At 70.7% G+C, this 17,616-nt stretch carries 15 protein-coding genes, 1 tRNA gene and 1 riboswitch; of the genes, 12 read left to right on the forward strand and 4 right to left on the reverse strand.

Annotation, left to right across the window (positions count from 1 at the left end; all coding sequences use genetic code 11):
- The first annotated feature begins 91 nt into the window (after positions 1 to 91).
- The 9 genes from IE248_RS29805 to IE248_RS29845 all read left to right on the forward strand — a co-directional run bounded on the left by IE248_RS29805 (position 92) and on the right by IE248_RS29845 (position 10,941).
- Positions 92 to 1,366 carry a cytochrome P450 family protein gene (locus tag IE248_RS29805; protein ID WP_190032200.1) on the forward strand — a complete coding sequence of 425 codons (1,275 nt, stop codon included), beginning with the start codon at positions 92 to 94 and terminating at the stop codon, positions 1,364 to 1,366.
- Positions 1,367 to 1,468: 102 nt separating this feature from the next.
- Positions 1,469 to 2,563 (forward strand): LysM peptidoglycan-binding domain-containing protein, encoded by a 1,095-nt coding sequence (locus IE248_RS29810; RefSeq protein ID WP_100583057.1) that lies wholly within the window; start codon positions 1,469 to 1,471, stop codon positions 2,561 to 2,563.
- A gap of 276 nt (positions 2,564 to 2,839) precedes the next feature.
- Positions 2,840 to 3,007: riboswitch (cyclic di-AMP (ydaO/yuaA leader) on the forward strand.
- A 2-nt stretch (positions 3,008 to 3,009) separates the two neighbouring features.
- A complete protein-coding gene (locus IE248_RS29815; RefSeq protein WP_037793433.1) occupies positions 3,010 to 3,750 on the forward strand; it encodes a transglycosylase family protein in 741 nt (246 codons plus the stop codon).
- 273 nt (positions 3,751 to 4,023) lie between these two features.
- The gene (gene eno / locus IE248_RS29820; RefSeq protein ID WP_037793436.1) at positions 4,024 to 5,310 is read left to right on the forward strand and encodes a phosphopyruvate hydratase; all 1,287 of its coding nucleotides are present in this window, start codon (positions 4,024 to 4,026) and stop codon (positions 5,308 to 5,310) included.
- A gap of 89 nt (positions 5,311 to 5,399) precedes the next feature.
- On the forward strand, positions 5,400 to 5,888 hold the full coding sequence (locus IE248_RS29825) for an FtsB family cell division protein (protein WP_190032201.1): 489 nt from the start codon (positions 5,400 to 5,402) through the stop codon (positions 5,886 to 5,888).
- A gap of 46 nt (positions 5,889 to 5,934) precedes the next feature.
- Positions 5,935 to 6,471 carry a DUF501 domain-containing protein gene (locus IE248_RS29830; RefSeq protein WP_008741743.1) on the forward strand — a complete coding sequence of 179 codons (537 nt, stop codon included), beginning with the start codon at positions 5,935 to 5,937 and terminating at the stop codon, positions 6,469 to 6,471.
- Positions 6,468 to 7,439, forward strand: a complete 972-nt coding sequence (locus IE248_RS29835) for a Ppx/GppA phosphatase family protein (protein ID WP_008741744.1) — start codon at positions 6,468 to 6,470, stop codon at positions 7,437 to 7,439. Before IE248_RS29830 ends, IE248_RS29835 begins: the two co-directional genes overlap by 4 nt.
- 560 nt (positions 7,440 to 7,999) lie before the next feature.
- Entirely contained in the window at positions 8,000 to 9,382 is a 1,383-nt protein-coding gene (locus IE248_RS29840) for an NAD(P)/FAD-dependent oxidoreductase (RefSeq protein WP_190032202.1), read from the forward strand.
- Positions 9,383 to 9,612: 230 nt separating this feature from the next.
- Positions 9,613 to 10,941: an SAM-dependent methyltransferase gene (locus IE248_RS29845; protein WP_190032203.1), complete on the forward strand. Its 1,329-nt coding sequence runs from the start codon at positions 9,613 to 9,615 to the stop codon at positions 10,939 to 10,941.
- 86 nt (positions 10,942 to 11,027) lie between these two features.
- Here IE248_RS29845 and IE248_RS29850 read toward each other — a convergent pair whose 3' ends face one another.
- The gene (locus tag IE248_RS29850) at positions 11,028 to 13,580 is read right to left on the reverse strand and encodes an ABC transporter permease (RefSeq protein ID WP_190032204.1); all 2,553 of its coding nucleotides are present in this window, start codon (positions 13,578 to 13,580) and stop codon (positions 11,028 to 11,030) included.
- A 55-nt stretch (positions 13,581 to 13,635) separates the two neighbouring features.
- Positions 13,636 to 14,409, reverse strand: coding sequence for an ABC transporter ATP-binding protein (locus IE248_RS29855; RefSeq protein WP_008741748.1), 774 nt, complete (start codon positions 14,407 to 14,409; stop codon positions 13,636 to 13,638).
- Between the two features lie 454 nt (positions 14,410 to 14,863).
- Between IE248_RS29855 and IE248_RS29860 the strand changes: the two genes are divergently transcribed.
- Positions 14,864 to 14,945 (forward strand) — tRNA-Leu (locus IE248_RS29860).
- A 137-nt stretch (positions 14,946 to 15,082) separates the two neighbouring features.
- Positions 15,083 to 15,946 carry a Bax inhibitor-1/YccA family protein gene (locus IE248_RS29865; protein WP_037793440.1) on the forward strand — a complete coding sequence of 288 codons (864 nt, stop codon included), beginning with the start codon at positions 15,083 to 15,085 and terminating at the stop codon, positions 15,944 to 15,946.
- Positions 15,947 to 16,078: 132 nt separating this feature from the next.
- Here the strand turns inward: IE248_RS29865 and IE248_RS29870 are convergent, their stop codons facing one another.
- Positions 16,079 to 16,309 carry a DUF4287 domain-containing protein gene (locus tag IE248_RS29870; RefSeq protein ID WP_008741750.1) on the reverse strand — a complete coding sequence of 77 codons (231 nt, stop codon included), beginning with the start codon at positions 16,307 to 16,309 and terminating at the stop codon, positions 16,079 to 16,081.
- 101 nt (positions 16,310 to 16,410) lie between these two features.
- Between IE248_RS29870 and IE248_RS29875 the strand changes: the two genes are divergently transcribed.
- On the forward strand, positions 16,411 to 16,773 hold the full coding sequence (locus IE248_RS29875) for a hypothetical protein (protein ID WP_190032205.1): 363 nt from the start codon (positions 16,411 to 16,413) through the stop codon (positions 16,771 to 16,773).
- Here IE248_RS29875 and IE248_RS29880 read toward each other — a convergent pair.
- Positions 16,757 to 17,596 carry a hypothetical protein gene (locus tag IE248_RS29880; RefSeq protein WP_174261813.1) on the reverse strand — a complete coding sequence of 280 codons (840 nt, stop codon included), beginning with the start codon at positions 17,594 to 17,596 and terminating at the stop codon, positions 16,757 to 16,759. The genes IE248_RS29875 and IE248_RS29880 overlap by 17 nt on opposite strands.
- Positions 17,597 to 17,616: the final 20 nt, after the last annotated feature.

Below are 17,616 nucleotides of genomic sequence, written 5' to 3' on the forward strand. Positions count from 1 at the left end.
CTCCGCGAGGTCAAGTGATGGCGGATCTACGGACAGCCGCGACGATCCACCTATATGGGATGGCGGGCGGCGCCCGGGATACCGTCTGCGGGTGGACGAGCAGACCCCCGGAACCCCTTCAGACGCCCCGGCCCCCCAGGGCCCGACCCTCTTCGACTGGGAGTTCGCGACCGACCCCTACCCGGCCTACGCCTGGCTGCGCGAGCACTCCCCTGTGCACCGCACCAGGCTCCCCAGCGGGGTCGAGGCCTGGCTCGTGACCCGGTACGCCGATGCCCGCCAGGCCCTCGCCGACCAGCGGCTGAGCAAGAACCCGGCGCACCACGCGGAGCCGGCGCACGCCAAGGGCAAGACCGGGATCCCGGGGGAGCGCAAGGCGGAGCTGATGACGCACCTGCTCAACATCGACCCGCCGGACCACACCCGGCTGCGGCGGCTGGTGTCGAAGGCGTTCACCCCGCGCCGGGTGGCCGAGTTCACCCCGCGGGTGCAGGAGCTGACCGACCACCTCATCGACGGGTTCGCGGCGAAGGGCGAGGCGGACCTCATCCACGAGTTCGCCTTCCCGCTCCCCATCTACGCCATCTGCGAGATGCTCGGCGTACCGCGCGAGGACCAGGACGACTTCCGTGACTGGGCCGGGATGATGATCCGGCACGGCGGCGGTCCGCGCGGCGGAGTCGCCCGCTCCGTGAAGCAGATGCGGACCTACCTCGGGGAACTCATCCACCGCAAACGGGATGATCTGGGCAATGACCTCATCTCCGATCTGATCCGGGCAAGTGACCACGGAGACCATCTGACGGAGGCCGAGGCCACGGCCATGGCCTTCATCCTGCTGTTCGCCGGGTTCGAGACGACGGTCAACCTCATCGGCAACGGCGTCCACTCCCTCTTCATGAACCCGGGCCAGCGCGCGCTCCTCCAGGACTCCCTCGCCGCCGGCGAGAGCGCCCTGCTGGCCACCGGGATCGAGGAACTCCTGCGCTACGACGGGCCGGTGGAGCTGGCGACGTGGCGGTTCGCCACCGAGCCGCTGACCCTCGGCGGGCAGGAGGTCGCGGCGGGCGACCCGGTCCTCGTGGTCCTCGCGGCCGCCGACCGCGACCCCGACCGCTTCGCCGACCCGGACACCCTCGACCTCTCCCGCACCGACAACCAGCACCTCGGATACGGGCACGGGATCCACTACTGCCTGGGCGCTCCGCTCGCGCGACTCGAAGGACAGACCGCGCTTGCGACTTTGCTGACGCGTCTGCCCGACCTGGAACTCGCCATTCCGCCTCAGGAGCTGCGCTGGCGCGGGGGGTTGATCATGCGTGGCCTGCGCACGCTTCCCGTCCGGTTCACACCCCGAAACACCTGAACGTCCCCTGACCGGAAGTCAGTCTCAGGCCGGAGTTGTCACGAGCGTGCTAACGCAGCTAGGTTCTGCCGTTACCCCGCCGTTATGCGAAAGGTGCAGCTCATGCGTTCCGGGAACGGCCGCCACAGACGCCCCCGCCAGGTGCCCGCCATAGTCGTCACCGCCGGAGTCACAGGCTCCGCGCTGGCACTGCCGCTGCTCGCGGCGACCAATGCGAGCGCCGCGGACGCCTCCACTTGGGACCAGGTCGCCGAGTGCGAGAGCGGCGGGAGCTGGAGCGCGAACGCCGGCACCGGCGCCTACGGCGGACTCCAGTTCAGCCAGGAGGAGTGGAAGAACGCGGGCGGCCTGTCCTACGCCGAGCGCGCCGACCTCGCGAGCCGCTCGCAGCAGATCGCCGTCGCCGAGCGGGTGCTGGCCTCCCAGGGCCCCGAGGCGTGGCCGCTGTGCGCGAGCCCGGCCGGGCTCACCAAGGACGGCCCGTCGGCGGACGTGAACCCGGGCAACGCCGGCTCGGTCGCCCCGAGCCCGTCCCGCCCGGACAGCTCGGTGCCCGTCCAGGGCTCCACGCAGTCCAAGGACTACGGCGCGCCGACGCCGGTCCCCGCCCCGGCCGGTTCGCCCACCTTCGGGCTCCCCGACATCCCGCAGGGCCCCTCGCTCGGACTGCCCGTCATGCCCGACCCGGACCTGCCGTCGACGACTCCGTCGGCCCCCACGACTCCCACCACTCCGGGCGGCTCGACGACCGACCCCGCCTCGCCCACGACCCCGGGCACCCCGACCACACCGGGGACGCCGACGACCCCGGCCGACCCGAGCACGTCGCCGAGCGCCCCGTCCGGCTCGACGAACCCGGGCAACCCCACGATCCCGGCGGCCCCGGGTACCCCGGGCGCCACCACCGGCCCCGGCGCCTCCCCGAGCCCCTCCGCCACGGCGGACGACGCGGCCGGTGCGGCGGGCGAGGGTGCCGGAAAGCACCGCGGCCCGGCCGCGGTCGAGAACGCGAGCGCTCCTGACGCCGCGTCGGACCCCACGTACACCGTCAAGGCGGGCGACAGTCTGGCCACGATCGCGACCGCCAAGGGCGTCAAGGGCGGATGGAACGCGTTGTACCAGGCCAACGAGCAGGTCATCGGCGGAGACGCGGACCTGATCAAGCCTGGCCAGAATCTGGATCTATCGAAGAAATAGCGGCACTTCGGACACCCGTAAAGACCTGAATGTCCGTTATCTGTAAGTGAGACATGCGTCTCTTCGGGTCAACTGGCGTGTCGAGTCCGCAGCGTTCCGTGAACCCCGCCCTCACCTGCGCAAACACCCCTGCGAAGGGCGCAAGTAGGGCCCGTTTCTCCCCGATGTTGCTCGTTGAACATCGGGGAGAGACCTGTCTACCTTCTGAATCGCTCGCCACCGCGGGCCTCTTCGACCGCATCGCCGAATCCTGCCGGCGGCCGGGGGGAACAGTCGTCGCGTAAAGCGCCGAAGGCAGGAGCGGGGGAACCAAGGTAGGCGCCGGGAACGGCCGTTGAGAGACGGTCACGTACCGGCTAGGGGTTAAGTCACACACCACGTGTGGCCGGGCACTCACTCGCCCGAACCCGACAGCTCACCTCGTAGGCGTCGGTGAGGAGAACTCCATGCTGCTTTCGGGCAAGAGCAAGGGCAAGCACCGTCGCGGTTCCAAGGCCGTCCGCATCGTCACGCTCGCCGGCGTCGCCGGTGTGGCCGTCGCGGCGCCCCTGATGGCCGTGGGATCCGCCTCCGCCGCGACCGCCTCCGAGTGGGACCGCGTCGCCTCCTGCGAATCCGGCGGCAACTGGTCCATCAACACGGGCAACGGCTACTACGGCGGTCTGCAGTTCTCGTCCTCCACCTGGGCCTCCTACGGCGGCACGGCGTACGCCTCCACCGCCAACAAGGCCTCCAAGTCGCAGCAGATCGCGATCGCCGAGAAGGTCCTCAAGGGCCAGGGCAAGGGCGCCTGGCCGGTCTGCGGCAAGGGCCTGTCCGGCTCCTCGTACAACGGCGGCACCGAGGCGGCCAAGCCGAAGCCGAAGCCCGAGGCGAAGCAGCAGCAGAAGGCCGCGCCGAAGAAGGAGACCAAGCGCGCCGAGGCCCCGGTCACCCGCTCCGAGCGCGCCCAGGCCCCGGCCCCGGTCAAGACCGCGCCGAAGACCGAGCAGAAGGCCGCCCCGGCGGCGCCCAAGGCCCCGAAGACCGGCAACGGCTCCTACGAGGTCAAGCAGGGCGACACCCTGGGCACCATCGCCGAGGCGAACGGCGTCCAGGGCGGCTGGGAGAAGCTCTTCGAGCTGAACAACGACGTCGTCTCGGACGCCGACCTGATCTTCCCGGGCCAGAAGCTGGACCTCAGCTGAACCTCCCGGTGATCGCCTAGAGGGCGTCAGCACCACGCACGATCCACACCGCCCGGCGCGTATCCCCCCACGCGCCGGGCGGTGTCGTGCGTACCGGTCACACCGATCGATCAAGCGCCGTATGTCCGGGAAGGCGGGTATTCGGGCCCTTTTTCGTCCCAGGACCCGGGCAGTCGGGCGGCCGAGTGTCCGGAGCCGGTTAGGCTCTAGGCGGCAAGGCCATCCCACGGCCTGACACGCCACCGCACACCCAGCGTCACATCCCAGAAGGAGATGCTCGTGCCGTCCATCGACGTCGTCGTAGCCCGGGAAATCCTGGACTCCCGAGGCAACCCCACGGTCGAGGTCGAGGTGGGCCTCGACGATGGCAGCACCGGCCGTGCTGCAGTTCCGTCCGGTGCCTCCACCGGTGCCTTCGAGGCCATCGAGCTCCGTGACGGTGACCCCAACCGTTACTTCGGCAAGGGCGTCGAGAAGGCCGTCCTGGCCGTCATCGAGCAGATCGGCCCGGAGCTCGTCGGCTACGACGCGACCGAGCAGCGCCTGATCGACCAGGCCATGTTCGACCTCGACGCCACCGACAACAAGGGCTCGCTCGGCGCCAACGCCATCCTCGGCGTCTCCCTGGCCGTCGCGCACGCCGCGTCCGAGGCCTCGGACCTGCCGCTGTTCCGCTACCTCGGCGGCCCGAACGCGCACCTGCTGCCCGTTCCGATGATGAACATCCTCAACGGTGGGTCGCACGCCGACTCCAACGTGGACATCCAGGAATTCATGATCGCCCCCATCGGCGCGGAGTCCTTCTCCGAGGCGCTGCGCTGGGGTGCCGAGGTCTACCACACCCTCAAGAAGGTCCTGCACACCAAGGGCCTGTCCACCGGTCTCGGTGACGAGGGCGGCTTCGCCCCGAACCTGGAGTCCAACCGCGCCGCGCTCGACCTCATCGTCGAGGCCATCAAGCAGGCCGGCTACGTCCCGGGCAAGGACATCGCGCTCGCGCTCGACGTCGCCGCGTCCGAGTTCTACAAGGACGGCAAGTACGAGTTCGAGGGCCAGTCCCGCTCGGCCGCCGAGATGACCGAGTACTACGAGGAGCTCGTCTCCGCCTACCCGATGGTCTCCATCGAGGACCCGCTGTACGAGGACGACTGGGCCGGCTGGAAGACCCTCACCGACAAGCTCGGCACCAAGGTCCAGATCGTCGGTGACGACCTGTTCGTCACCAACCCGGAGCGCCTGGCCCGCGGCATCGAGGAGGGCTCCGCGAACGCCCTGCTCGTGAAGGTGAACCAGATCGGTTCGCTGACCGAGACCCTCGACGCCGTCGAGATGGCCCAGCGCAACGGCTTCAAGTGCATGATGTCCCACCGCTCCGGCGAGACCGAGGACGTCACCATCGCCGACCTCGCCGTCGCCGTGAACTGCGGTCAGATCAAGACCGGCGCCCCGGCCCGCTCGGACCGCGTCGCCAAGTACAACCAGCTGCTGCGCATCGAGGAGATCCTCGACGACGCCGCGGTGTACGCCGGCCGCAGCGCCTTCCCGCGGTTCAAGGGCTAACCACGCCCCGGCTTCCGTACGTCCCCGCACTCGGTCCCGTACCGTGTGCGGGGACGTATTGCGTAGCGGACACAGGGGAGGCGGGACCAATGGCCGGGACCCGGGACCGGTTCTCCACCTTCTCGACCGCGACGAGGCTGAGGCAGCTCGGCGAGCGGACCGCCGCCCACGTCTACCGGTCGCAGTCGCGCCGTCAGGTCCGCCGCAGCCGGCTCACCGGCCGGGCCGCCCTGCTGGTGCTCGTCCTCTGTACCCTGGTCGTCGCCCTCGCGTATCCGATGCGTCAGTACGTGTCCCAGCGCTCGGAGATCGCGGAGCAGCAGCGGGCCGCCGACGACGCGCGCAGGCGCCTTGAGGAACTCCGCGACGAGAAGGCCCGCTGGCAGGACCCGGCCTACGCGGAACAGCAGGCGCGCAAGCACCTGCACTTCCTGCGGCCGGGGGAGATCGGCTACATCATGAAGGACCCCGGGGCCGAGGCCGCGGAGCGGCACCGTACCGGACAGGCCGCTTCCGACCGCCCCTGGTACTCGAACGTCTGGGACGGGGTCGACAAGGCCGACCGCCCCGGCGAATGACGAGCACCCGCACCCATCCACGAGAACGAAGAGACTTCCTCCAGGCATGCAGACGCCCCCGCCCCAGACCGACCGGACCGAGCCGACCGACGCGGACATCGAGGCGTTCGAGCAGCAGCTCGGCCGCCCGCCGCGCGGGCTCCGCGCCATCGCGCACCGCTGCCCCTGCGGCCAGCCGGACGTGGTCGAGACCGCCCCGCGGCTGCCCGACGGCACGCCCTTCCCGACGACGTACTACCTGACGTGCCCGCGCGCGGCCTCCGCCATCGGCACGCTTGAGGCCAACGGCGTGATGAAGGAGATGCAGGCGCGGCTCGCCGAGGACCCGGAGCTCGCCGCCGCCTACCAGGCCGCGCACGAGGACTACATCCGGCGCCGGGACGCCATCGAGGTCCTCCAGGGCTTCCCGAGCGCCGGCGGCATGCCGGACCGGGTGAAGTGCCTGCACGTGCTGGTCGGCCACTCGCTGGCCGCCGGCCCGGGGGTGAACCCCTTCGGCGACGAGGCCCTCGCGATGCTGCCGCAGTGGTGGGCCAAGGGCCCCTGCGTCACGCCGTGCGGGCAGAAGGAGGAGACCGAGTGACCCGGGTCGCGGCCATCGACTGCGGTACGAACTCCATCCGGCTCCTCGTCGCCGACTGCGACCCGGGTACGGGCGAGCTGGTCGAGCTCGACCGGCGGATGCTCGTCGTCCGGCTCGGCCAGGGCGTGGACCAGACCGGCCGGCTGGCCCCGGAGGCGCTGGAGCGCACCTTCGCCGCCTGCCGTGAGTACGCGGCCGTCATCAAGGAACTGGGCGCGCAGAAGGTGCGCTTCGTGGCCACCTCGGCCTCGCGCGACGCCGAGAACCGGGACGACTTCGTCCGGGGCGTGCTGGAGATCCTGGGCGTCGAGCCCGAGGTGATCAGCGGCGACCTGGAGGCGGAGTTCTCCTTCACGGGAGCCACGCGCGAGCTCACCGGGGCGACGCACCTCGAACGGCCGTTCCTGGTCGTGGACATCGGCGGCGGCTCGACCGAGTTCGTCGTCGGCGAGGAGCACGTCCGGGCCGCCCGCTCCGTCGACGTGGGCTGCGTCCGGATGACGGAGCGCCACCTGGTGACCGACGGCGTCGTCACCGACCCGCCGACGCGGGAGCAGATCGCCGCGATACGGGCCGATGTCGAGGCGGCGCTGGACCTGGCCGCCGAGGCGGTCCCGCTGGCCGAGGCCCGCACCCTGGTCGGCCTGGCCGGCTCGGTCACCACGGTCGCCGCCATCGCCCTCGGGCTGTCGGAGTACGACTCGTCGGCGATCCACCACGCGCGGATCCCGTACGAGAAGGTGCGCGAGGTCAGCGAGCGCATGCTGACGGCGACGCACGCCGAGCGCGCCGCGATCCCCGTGATGCACCCGGGCCGGGTCGACGTGATCGGCGCGGGCGCGCTGGTCCTGCTGGCCGTCATGGAGCGCGTAGGCGCCTCGGAGGTCGTGGTCTCGGAGCACGACATCCTGGACGGCATCGCGATCAAGACCGCCGAAGACGTCGAGGCCGCCCAGCGGCGCCCCTGACCCGCGGAACGTGTGAACGGCGGCGCCCCGGTGACCTCACCGGGGCGCCGCCGTCGTGTGTGCCCTTCGGCTTCGAGTGCGCTGCTGTTCTGCGGTGTCCCGGTGCGGGCGGGGCGGGGCCTGGGAATCGATGGGGGAGGCGGGTGGAATCCCGCATTCCGCTGCTGGAGGGGGTCCTGGAGGGTCCTTACGGGGGCCTTAGGTGCCATCGTGCACAGAAGGTTCGTGAAGTTCTTCACAAGGAAAAGACGCCCCACGGGTTACCGGAAGGGTCTTTCGGGCTCCTTCAAGGGCCATCCGGCCCCGTTTGTAGGAGCGTTCGCGCGAATCGGGGGCATCGCCGGGGCCTCGCGGCAGGGATCCGCGAACCCGGTGGTCTACTCCGGTTTCGGGCCGTGTGGCCAGTTCAGGACGGGTGCACAACGACTCCCGCGACACGTTGGTTCCCGTTTCGCGCCATGACCTGGGTCACGTGGGCGGCGGAGTGTAGCAGAGGTGGTTCGACTCCTTGTGAAGGGGCTCACGAGCATCACCCCTGAGGGTGCTGGATACTCGTTCACATGAGCACCACGGAGCGTCCCAGGATCCTCGTTGTAGGAGGTGGGTACGTAGGCCTGTACGCAGCCAAGCGCATCATGAAGAAGATGCGCTACGGCGAGGCGACCGTCACGGTCGTCGACCCGCGCTCGTACATGACCTACCAGCCCTTCCTCCCCGAAGTGGCCGCAGGCAGCATCTCGCCGCGGCACGTCGTCGTCCCGCTGCGACGCGTGCTGCCCAAGGCTGAGGTCCTCACCGGGCGGGTCACGACCATCGACCAGGACCGCAAGGTCGCCGTCGTCACGCCGCTGGTCGGCGAGGCGTACGAGCTGCCCTTCGACTACCTGGTGATCGCGCTCGGCGCCGTCTCCCGCACCTTCCCGATCCCCGGCCTCGCCGAACAGGGCATCGGCATGAAGGGTGTCGAAGAGGGCATCGGCCTGCGCAACCACGTCCTCGAACAGCTCGACAAGGCCGAGTCCACGACGGACGAGAACGTCCGCCGCAAGGCGCTCACCTTCGTCTTCGTCGGCGGCGGCTTCGCCGGCGCCGAGACGATCGGCGAGGTCGAGGACATGGCCCGCGACGCCGCGAAGTACTACTCCACGATCAAGCGCGAGGACATGCGCTTCATCCTGGTGGACGCGGCCGACAAGATCCTTCCCGAGGTCGGCCCCAAGCTGGGCACCTGGGGCAAGGAGCACCTGGAGTCCCGCGGCATCGAGATCTACCTCTCGACCTCCATGGACTCCTGCGTCGAGGGCCACGTCGTGCTGAAGAACGGCCTTGAGGTCGACTCCAACACCATCGTGTGGACCGCCGGCGTCAAGCCGAACCCGGCCCTGGCCCGCTACGGCCTGCCGCTCGGCCCCCGCGGCCACGTCGACACCGCCCCGACCCTCCAGGTCCAGGGCACCGACTACATCTGGGCCGCGGGCGACAACGCCCAGGTCCCGGACGTGGCGTCCCGCAAGGCCGGCATCGAGAACGCCTGGTGCCCGCCGAACGCCCAGCACGCGCTGCGCCAGGCCAAGGTCCTCGGCGACAACGTGGTCTCCGGCATGCGGGGCTTCCCGCAGAAGGAGTACAGCCACTCCAACAAGGGTGCTGTGGCGGGCCTCGGCCTGCACAAGGGCGTGGCGATGATCGTCATGGGCAAGATGAAGATCAAGCTCAAGGGCCGTCTCGCCTGGTACATGCACCGTGGCTACCACGGCATGGCCATGCCGACCTGGAACCGCAAGATCCGCGTCTTCGCCGACTGGACCCTCGGCATGTTCCTCAAGCGCGAGGTCGTCTCGCTCGGTGCTCTGGAGAGCCCGCGCGAGGAGTTCTACGAGGCCGCCAAGCCGGCGCCGGCCCCGGCCGCCGCCACCCCGGCCCAGAAGGCCAAGGCGTCCTGACCCGGTTCCTCCGGCAGGACCCGCGCAGGACCGGTTAGACCTGTACGACCCGAAGGGGCCGCCCGCCATCCGTGGTGCGGGCGGCCCCTTCGGCGTACCCGGGCACCACTTCTGCGCCGCACCGCGCCACTCCTGCGCCGCACCTGTGCCACTCCTGCGCCGCACCGGCGGATTGTCCGGGCCCCCGGCGGGGTAGGGCCATGGGTCGGAGCTTTCTGGAGGTGTGCCCCATGACCGACGCCGCGCCGCGGCTGGCCGCTGTCGCCGAGACCCTGCTGGGTGCCCCCCTGCCCGTGCGCGTCCGGGCCTGGGACGGCAGCGAGGCCGGGCCGCCCGGCGGACCCGTCCTCGTGGTCCGCCGCCGCCGCGCGCTGCGCCGCGTGCTGTGGAAGCCGGGCGAGATGGGCCTCGCCCGCGCCTGGGTCGCGGGAGACCTGACCGTCGAGGGCGATCTGTTCGCCCTGCTGGACCGGGTGGCGGGCCTGCTGTGGGAACGCCGCCCCGGCCCGGACGGCGAATCGGCCCCGGCCGCCGCCACCGGCCCCGCGGCGAGCCTCGCCCTGCTGCGCGACCCGGAGCGCCGCGCCGCCCTACGGGAACTGGTCACGCTCGCCGGACCGTGGCCGGCGCCCGCGCCGCCCCCGGAGGAGGCCGCGCGGCGCGGCGGCAGCCGCCACAGCAAGGGCCGCGACCGGCAGGCGATCAGTCACCACTACGACGTGGGCAACGAGTTCTACGAGCGGGTGCTCGGCCCCTCCATGGTGTACTCCTGCGCCTACTGGAGACCCGACGCCACCCTGGAGGACGCCCAGCACGACAAACTCGACCTGGTCTGCCGCAAACTCGCCCTGGAACCCGGCCTGCGGCTCCTGGACGTCGGCTGCGGCTGGGGCTCCATGGCGCTGCACGCCGCCCGCGAGTACGGCGTCCGGGTCACCGGCATCACCCTCTCGCGCGAACAGGCCGTCTACGCCCGCAAGAGGGTCGCCGAAGAGGGCCTGGCCGACCTCGTCGACATCCGGATCCAGGACTACCGGGACGTCAAGGACGGCCCGTACGACGCCATTTCCTCCATCGGCATGGCCGAACACGTCGGCGCCGCCCGCTACCGGGAGTACGCCCGCACCCTGTACGGCCTGCTGCGCCCCGGCGGGCGGCTGCTGAACCACCAGATCGCCCGGCCCCCCGAGGCCGACGAATCCGCCTACCGCGTCGACGAGTTCATCGACGCCTACGTCTTCCCCGACGGGGAGCTCTCCCCGCTCGCCGGTACCGTCGGCGAGCTGGAGCGGGCCGGTTTCGAGGTCCGTGACGTGGAGGCGCTGCGCGAGCACTACGCCCTCACCCTGCGGGCCTGGGTGGCCCGGCTGGAGCTGCACCGGGAGGAAGCCGTACGGCTCACCTCGCCCGGGCGGGTCCGGGTGTGGCTGCTGTACATGGCGGCCTGCGCGCTCGGCTTCGAGCACAACCGGCTCGGCGTCAACCAGGTCCTCGCGGTCCGGTCCGACGGGGCCGGGCGGTCGGGGCTGCCGCTGCGGCTGCGCACCTGGGGCGCGTAGCCGCCCCCGTACGGCAACGGGAAGGGCCCCGGGGCGTGTTGCCCCGGGGCCCTTCCGTGTCCCTGCCCGTGTCTCCTGCCGGCCCGCTACTCGGTCTTGATGGCCGTCAGCATGTTCAGGCGGGCGGCGCTGCGGGCGGGCCACATGGCCGCCAGGACGCCGACCACACCGGCGAGCAGGAGGAACAGCCCGATCCGGTCCCACGGGAGGATCAGCTCGTAGTTCGGCATGGACTTCGCCATGGTGGTGCCGACCGCCCAGGCGAGGAAGACGCCGATGGCGACGCCCAGGGCCGCTCCGAAGAGCGAGATCACCACGGCCTCCAGGCGGATCATGTTCTTGACCCGGCTCCGGTCGAGACCGATCGCCCGCAGCATGCCGATCTCCTGGGTCCGCTCGAAGACGGACATCGCCAGGGTGTTGACCACGCCGAGCACCGAGATGATCAGCGCCATGCCGAGCAGGCCGTACATGACGTTCAGCATGGTGTTGATCATGCCGCCCATCTCGTTGCGCATGTCCTCCTGGGTGGCGACGTTGATGGCCGGGTTCTTGCCCAGCGCGTCGACGACCTTCTGCTGGCCTGCCTTGGACGCCCCGCCCTCGACGTTGACGTAGACCTCGGAGACGGCGCTCTCGTCCGTGTGCCGGTCGAGGATCTTGTCGTCGAGGACGTAGGGGGAGAGCAGGCCCTCCATGTCCTTGTAGACCGCGCCGACCTTGAGGGTCTCCTGCTTCCCGTCCTCGTACTTCACCTTGAGCGTGGAGCCGACGGCCAGTTTCTTGCTCTTCGCGGTCTTCTCGGCGACCAGGACCTCGCCCTTGCCGAGGGAGTCCAGCGAACCGCTGACGGTCTCGATGTTCAGCAGCTGGCCGATGGCGTCCGGGTTGACGCCGGACGCGGCCCGGAAGTCGTCGCCGACCATGAAGGAGCCGGCCGTCTGCGGGGAGACCGCCTTGATGCCGGGGGCCTTGGTCAGGGCCTCGGCCACCGACTTGTCGAGGTAGCCCGTGCCGCCGGCCATGGAGACCTTGTAGTCGGCCTTGAGCTTCTCGGTGCTCATCCGGTCGACGACCTTGCCGACGGTGATGCCGAGCACCGACAGGGTGGTGACCAGGGTCAGGCCGATCGCCAGGGAGGCGGCGGTGACGGCGGTGCGGCGCGGGTTGCGTACGGCGTTCTGGGCGGCCAGCTTGCCGGGGACCCCGAACACCTTCTGCAGCAGCGGGCGGACGGCCCCGATGACCGGCTTGGAGAGCAGCGGCAGCAGCACGATCATGCCGATGAGCATGAAGAAGGCGCCCGCGCCGATGGTCATGCGGCCGGCGTCGCCGCCCTCGGACACGCCGAGCACGACCAGGCCGATGCCGAGGACGCTGATGATCGAGCCGATGACGTTGCGCACGACCAGCGACTTCGCGGTGGACGGCAGGTGGGCGCTGCCCATGGCGGCGACCGGGGCGATCCGGCCGGTGCGCCAGGCGGGCAGCACCGCGGCGATCGTGGTGACCAGGATGCCGATGACCAGGGCCGCGACGACCGTGGTCGGGGCGATCACGATGTCACCGCCCGGGAGCTTGGCGCCGAGGGAGCCGATCACGGAGCGCATGCCGACCGCCAGGCCGATGCCGCTGATCAGGCCGATGACGGCGGACACGGCACCGACGACCAGGGCCTCGGCGAGCACCGAGCGCATGACCTGGCCGCGGTTGGCGCCGACGGCGCGCAGCAGGGCCAGCTCCTTGGTGCGCTGGGTGACCAGCATGGTGAAGGTGTTGTAGATCAGGAAGATGCCGACGAAGAGCGAGATGCCGGCGAAGACGAGCAGCATGGTGCCCATCTGGCCGAGGCCCTTCTCGATGTCCTTGGCCTGCTTCGCGGCGAGGGCCGCGCCCGTCTGCGCCTCGGTGTGCTTGGCGTCGACCAGCGGCTTGATGTCGGAGAGCAGCTTGTCGGCGGAGGTGCCGTCCTTGGCGCCGACCGACATCTCCTGGAAGTAGCCGGGCTTGAGGTAGAGCTCCTGGGCGACCTTGGTCTCGAAGAGCACCAGGCTGCCGCCGGCCTGGACGGCGCCGTCCTCGGTGGTGAAGACACCGGCGAGGGAGTACTCCTTGACCGGGCCGTTGGTCGCGACGCGGACCTTGTCGCCGACCTTGTACTTGCCCGCGGACGCGGTCGCCTCGTCGAGCGCGATCTCGTCGGCCTTGGCCGGCCCGGCGCCCTGCACGAAGGTGTAGCGCGGGTCCTTGCCGTCCTTGACGGGCGTGTAGTTGGCGCCCTGGTTGGACCAGCCGGAGCCGATCAGCTTGCCGTTCTCGTCACCGACGCCGGCGAAGCCCGTGACGCGTCCGGAGACCGATGCGACGCCCGGGAGCGTCTTGACCTTGTCGAGGGTGGCCTGGCTCAGGCCCGGCTCGCCCTCCTTCTCGCCCTGGTCGTTGCGGCTCTGGCCGTAGGAGGTGACGGAGACGGCCACGCCCGCGTAGTCCTTGGCGGACTGGCCGGAGAGGGACTTCTTGAGGGTGTCGGTGAAGACGAGGGTGCCTGAGACGAAGGCGACGCCGAGGGTGACGGCGAGCACCGTCATCAGCAGCCGGGCCTTGTGCGCGAGGACGTTGCGCAGGGCTGTACGGAACATGGGTTTCGAGTCCTGGGGCTGGAAGTCTGGAGGAGGGCTGCGGAGGTGTTCCGGGTCAGCTGGTGCGGCCCTTGGCGTCGAAGGCCTTCATGCGGTCGAGCACGCCGTCGGCGGAGGGGCTGATCATCTCGTCGACGATGCGGCCGTCGGCGAGGAAGATGACGCGGTCCGCGTAGGAGGCGGCGACCGGGTCGTGGGTGACCATCACGACGGTCTGGCCGAGCTCGCGGACGGAGTTGCGCAGGAAGCCGAGGACCTCGGCGCCGGAGCGGGAGTCGAGGTTTCCGGTCGGCTCGTCACCGAAGATGATCTCGGGGCGGGAGGCCAGGGCGCGGGCCACGGCCACGCGCTGCTGCTGGCCGCCGGAGAGCTGGGTCGGGCGGTGGCTCAGGCGGTCGGAGAGGCCGACCATGCGGATCACGTTGTCCAGCCACTGCCGGTCGGGCTTGCGGCCGGCGATGTCCATGGGCAGCGTGATGTTCTCCAGGGCCGTCAGGGTCGGCAGCAGGTTGAAGGCCTGGAAGATGAAGCCGATCTTGTCCCGGCGCAGCTGGGTCAGCTGCTTGTCCTTCAGGGTGCTCAGCTCGGTCTCGCCGATGCGGACGGAGCCGCCGGAGAAGGTGTCCAGGCCGGCGACGCAGTGCATCAGCGTGGACTTGCCGGAGCCGGAGGGGCCCATGATCGCGGTGAACTGCCCCTGCGCGAAGTCGACGGAGACGTTGTCCAGGGCGACCACCTGGGTCTCGCCCTGGCCGTACACCTTGGAGAGCTGGGTCGCGCGGGCGGCCACGGCCTGGGCGGTGTGGGGGGCGTAGTTGGTGGTGGTCACAGGGGGGACTCCTGTCGAGCGGGGCGGCCGCGGACTGCGGACGTGCGGGACGTATCCATCCTCACGGCGCCCACAGCGCTCCGGATCAGCCGCGGTGCCCGTTCTCCGGCCCACTGGAGGCTGACCGGGAGCCGGTCCGCCTCCTCCTTTGGTATGACATGAACCCCGAGAGGGGGACCGCGCCGGCGGGGGTGGCGCGCGGGGTGGCGACGGCGGTGGCGGCAGCGGTGGCGCGGAGCCTGTGCGGGCCATCGAAATTACGTCATTCCCAGGGCGGCGGTGATCGTCGGGCGCGGGCGCCCAGACCGGGCCGACCCCGCGTTCTTGTGCCTGACGATCCCTCAGGCGCCAATAAAATCAGACAACATCGGAATGACGGCCGAACGGCCGACTAGGTGTTCCCGATAGGCTCAACGCAGCGTTCATGGCTTTTACGCGGGGGCTGCTGGGCCTTGCCCGGATGGTGGAATGCAGACACGGCGAGCTTAAACCTCGCTGGCCTTAGGGTCGTGCCGGTTCGAGTCCGGCTTCGGGCACTCCCGCAGCGTCCCCCCGAATCCCCTGCGGCTTTGCCGCGCCTTCTCCTAAGATCCTCCTCCAGCAGTAGGGTGCTTTCTTTGCGAGCACATTACTCTTGTTGCAAGGCCGCGCAGGGTGGCCATGGAGGAGTGAGATGAGGAGCAGTAACCCGGTCTTCTCGCGACGGGGGTTCAGCCGCGACGCCGGCGGCCACGCGGGCTTCGGCGCGCCGCAGCAGGCGCAGGCCGGGACCGCGACCAACCCGTACGCGACGAACCCTTACGCGACCGACCCGGCCACCGGCATGCCGCAGGCTCCGGCCCGCGGCAGCGTGATGACGATCGACGACGTCGTGAGCCGTACGGCCATGACGCTCGGCGTCCTCGCCATCACGGCGACGCTCTCGTGGCTGACGCTGCCGGTCGACCCGGCCAACGTCGGCAAGTCGTACGCCATCGCCATCGGCGCCGCGCTCGTCGCCTTCGTGCTGGTCATCGTCCAGGCCTTCAAGCGCAAGCCCGTCCCCGCGCTGATCCTGGGCTACGCGGCCTTCGAGGGCGTGTTCCTCGGCGTCTTCAGCGCCATCATGAGCACCTACGTCGGCGACGGCGGAGGCGTGATCGTCCAGGCCGTGCTCGGCACGATCTGCGTGTTCGCAGGCGTGCTGATCGCGTACAAGATGGGCTGGATCCGCGTCACCCGCCGGTTCTACGGCTTCGTGATGGCCGCCGCCATGGGCTTCATGCTGCTCATGCTGGCGAACCTGCTGTTCTCGGTCTTCGCGGGCGGTGACGGCCTCGGCTTCCGCAGCGGCGGCCTCGGCATCCTGTTCGGCGTCATCGGCGTCATCCTCGGCGCCTGCTTCCTCGCCCTCGACTTCAAGCAGGTCGAGGACGGCGTGACGTACGGCGCCCCGCGCGAGGAGGCCTGGCTGGCGGCCCTCGGCCTCACCACCACCCTGGTGTGGATCTACATGGAGATGCTGCGGCTCTTCTCGATCCTCTCCGGAAACGACTAGCCGTACCGGCGCACACCGCCCACCCGGCAGCAGGGAAGGCCCCGCGAGCACACCGCTCGCGGGGCCTTTCCGCGTCGTGGAAGGGAGTACGGATCGGGGGCAGGGAATCGGGGGTCGGTCAGGATGCGGGGCTCAGCCGAACTTTCTCGCCGCCCTGCGCAGGTCGTACTCGTGGATGATCGCCTTGGCCTGGCCGTACGACAGGTCGTGCGCGCCGCGCAGCCAGCTGACCTTCTCCTCGAACCGGACGAGGGAGGGGCCGTCGTCCACGGCGCGGAGCCAGTCGGACACGTCACGACCGGTGGTCAGGGGGATTCTGTCGATCATGTTGCGGTGGGTCTGCTCGGAGAACTCTACGGACATGGGCGCCTCCGGAAATATCGCCGTGCTGTTCTCTTCACGCCACCGTGCCGGAGAGTTCGCCCGTTGGCAATGGCGCCCGGGCGCCGCGTAAGGTCGGCCGGGTGCTCGATACCTCGCCCCTGACCGCCGTCGTGGAACGTTTCGCCGACCGGCTGCGGGCCGCGCCGCAGAGCCGGCTCCAGCGCGGAGCCGCAGCCGAGGCGCTGGAAGCCGCCCGGGAGCTCTCCGTACGGGCGCAGCGGCTGGAGGACCCGGACGCGGCGGCCGCACCGCGGCTGATGCCGGAGGCGGGGATCTTCGTCGTCGGGGACCAACTGGCGGTGGCCGGGCAGGACCTCGCGCAGGCGCTGCGCGCCGCGGCGGCCGGCCCCGGCGTGGGCCCGGACGGCGCGAAGGCCCCGTCCGAGGAACTGGACGAGGCCGTGCGGCTGGTGGAGCGGGCGGAAGTCAGAGCGATGCGATGACGCGGTCCGCGAGGATGTAGACGTTGTTCTCGGGGTCCTCGGAGTCACCGCAGGAGAAGGTCAGCGCGTAGGCGCCGGAAATGCCGGAGCCGCCCAGCAGCACCGGTGCGGTGCCCGAGCGGAGGGCCTCGGCGAGGCGCTCGGCGGTCTCCCGGTGCCCCGGGGTCATGCAGAGCGTGGTGCCGTCGGTGAAGACGTACACGTCCAGGGTGCCGAGCGGGCCCGGACGGACGTCCGCGAGGGCCGTACGGGCCTCCGCGAGCTCCTCCAGGCGGCTGACGGTGCGCTCGTGCTCGGCGCCCGGGTGCGAGGCCTGTACGGGGACGAAATCGGGGTGCGAGGGGTGGCGCCGGCGAGCGGCGGCCAGCTCGGCCGAATCCTCCGGGTACGCCGGGTAGTCGTCGAGCTCCTCGCCGAGCACGGCCTCCAGGCCGACCATGTCCGCCTGCCGGGGGAGGAAGAGCGGGCTGTCCTCGCCCAGGCCCGTCAGACCGCCCAGCAGGGACGTGGGGGCCTCGCCGGCGAAGAGGGGCGAGGCGTCGGCGCCGTCACGGGCCTCCTGCGCGGCCCAGAAGGCGCGCGCCTCGGCGAGCTCGCGCTCGCGCTCCTCGGCCAGCGCCTCGGCCACGGCGGCCCGTATCTCGGCGGCGGGGGACTCCACGGCGCTGCGGGCGTGCGGCACGGCGGCACCGCGGGGGTGGGCCGACACCGTCAGCTCACCGCGCAGGGCCGTGACCTGCTTGCGCAGGGCGTGGACGGCGTGCAGAGCAGCAGCGCCCACGGCCGTGGCAGCGGCCGTGGTCAGCAGCAGGGCAAGAGACATGGCGCTCACTGACTAACTCC

Origin of the sequence: Streptomyces goshikiensis, assembly GCF_014650555.1 — a bacterium.
GTDB lineage: Bacteria > Actinomycetota > Actinomycetes > Streptomycetales > Streptomycetaceae > Streptomyces > Streptomyces goshikiensis.

Coding starts and splice junctions, on each gene's coding strand:
- IE248_RS29810 (WP_100583057.1), top strand. CDS start 1,469: ATGCGTTCCGGGAACGGCCGCCACAGACGCCCCCGCCAGGTGCCCGCC.
- IE248_RS29815 (WP_037793433.1), top strand. CDS start 3,010: ATGCTGCTTTCGGGCAAGAGCAAGGGCAAGCACCGTCGCGGTTCCAAG.
- eno (WP_037793436.1), top strand. CDS start 4,024: ATGCTCGTGCCGTCCATCGACGTCGTCGTAGCCCGGGAAATCCTGGAC.
- IE248_RS29825 (WP_190032201.1), top strand. CDS start 5,400: ATGGCCGGGACCCGGGACCGGTTCTCCACCTTCTCGACCGCGACGAGG.
- IE248_RS29830 (WP_008741743.1), top strand. CDS start 5,935: ATGCAGACGCCCCCGCCCCAGACCGACCGGACCGAGCCGACCGACGCG.
- IE248_RS29840 (WP_190032202.1), top strand. CDS start 8,000: ATGAGCACCACGGAGCGTCCCAGGATCCTCGTTGTAGGAGGTGGGTAC.
- IE248_RS29845 (WP_190032203.1), top strand. CDS start 9,613: ATGACCGACGCCGCGCCGCGGCTGGCCGCTGTCGCCGAGACCCTGCTG.
- IE248_RS29850 (WP_190032204.1), bottom strand. CDS start 13,580: ATGTTCCGTACAGCCCTGCGCAACGTCCTCGCGCACAAGGCCCGGCTG.
- IE248_RS29865 (WP_037793440.1), top strand. CDS start 15,083: ATGAGGAGCAGTAACCCGGTCTTCTCGCGACGGGGGTTCAGCCGCGAC.
- IE248_RS29870 (WP_008741750.1), bottom strand. CDS start 16,309: ATGTCCGTAGAGTTCTCCGAGCAGACCCACCGCAACATGATCGACAGA.
- IE248_RS29880 (WP_174261813.1), bottom strand. CDS start 17,596: ATGTCTCTTGCCCTGCTGCTGACCACGGCCGCTGCCACGGCCGTGGGC.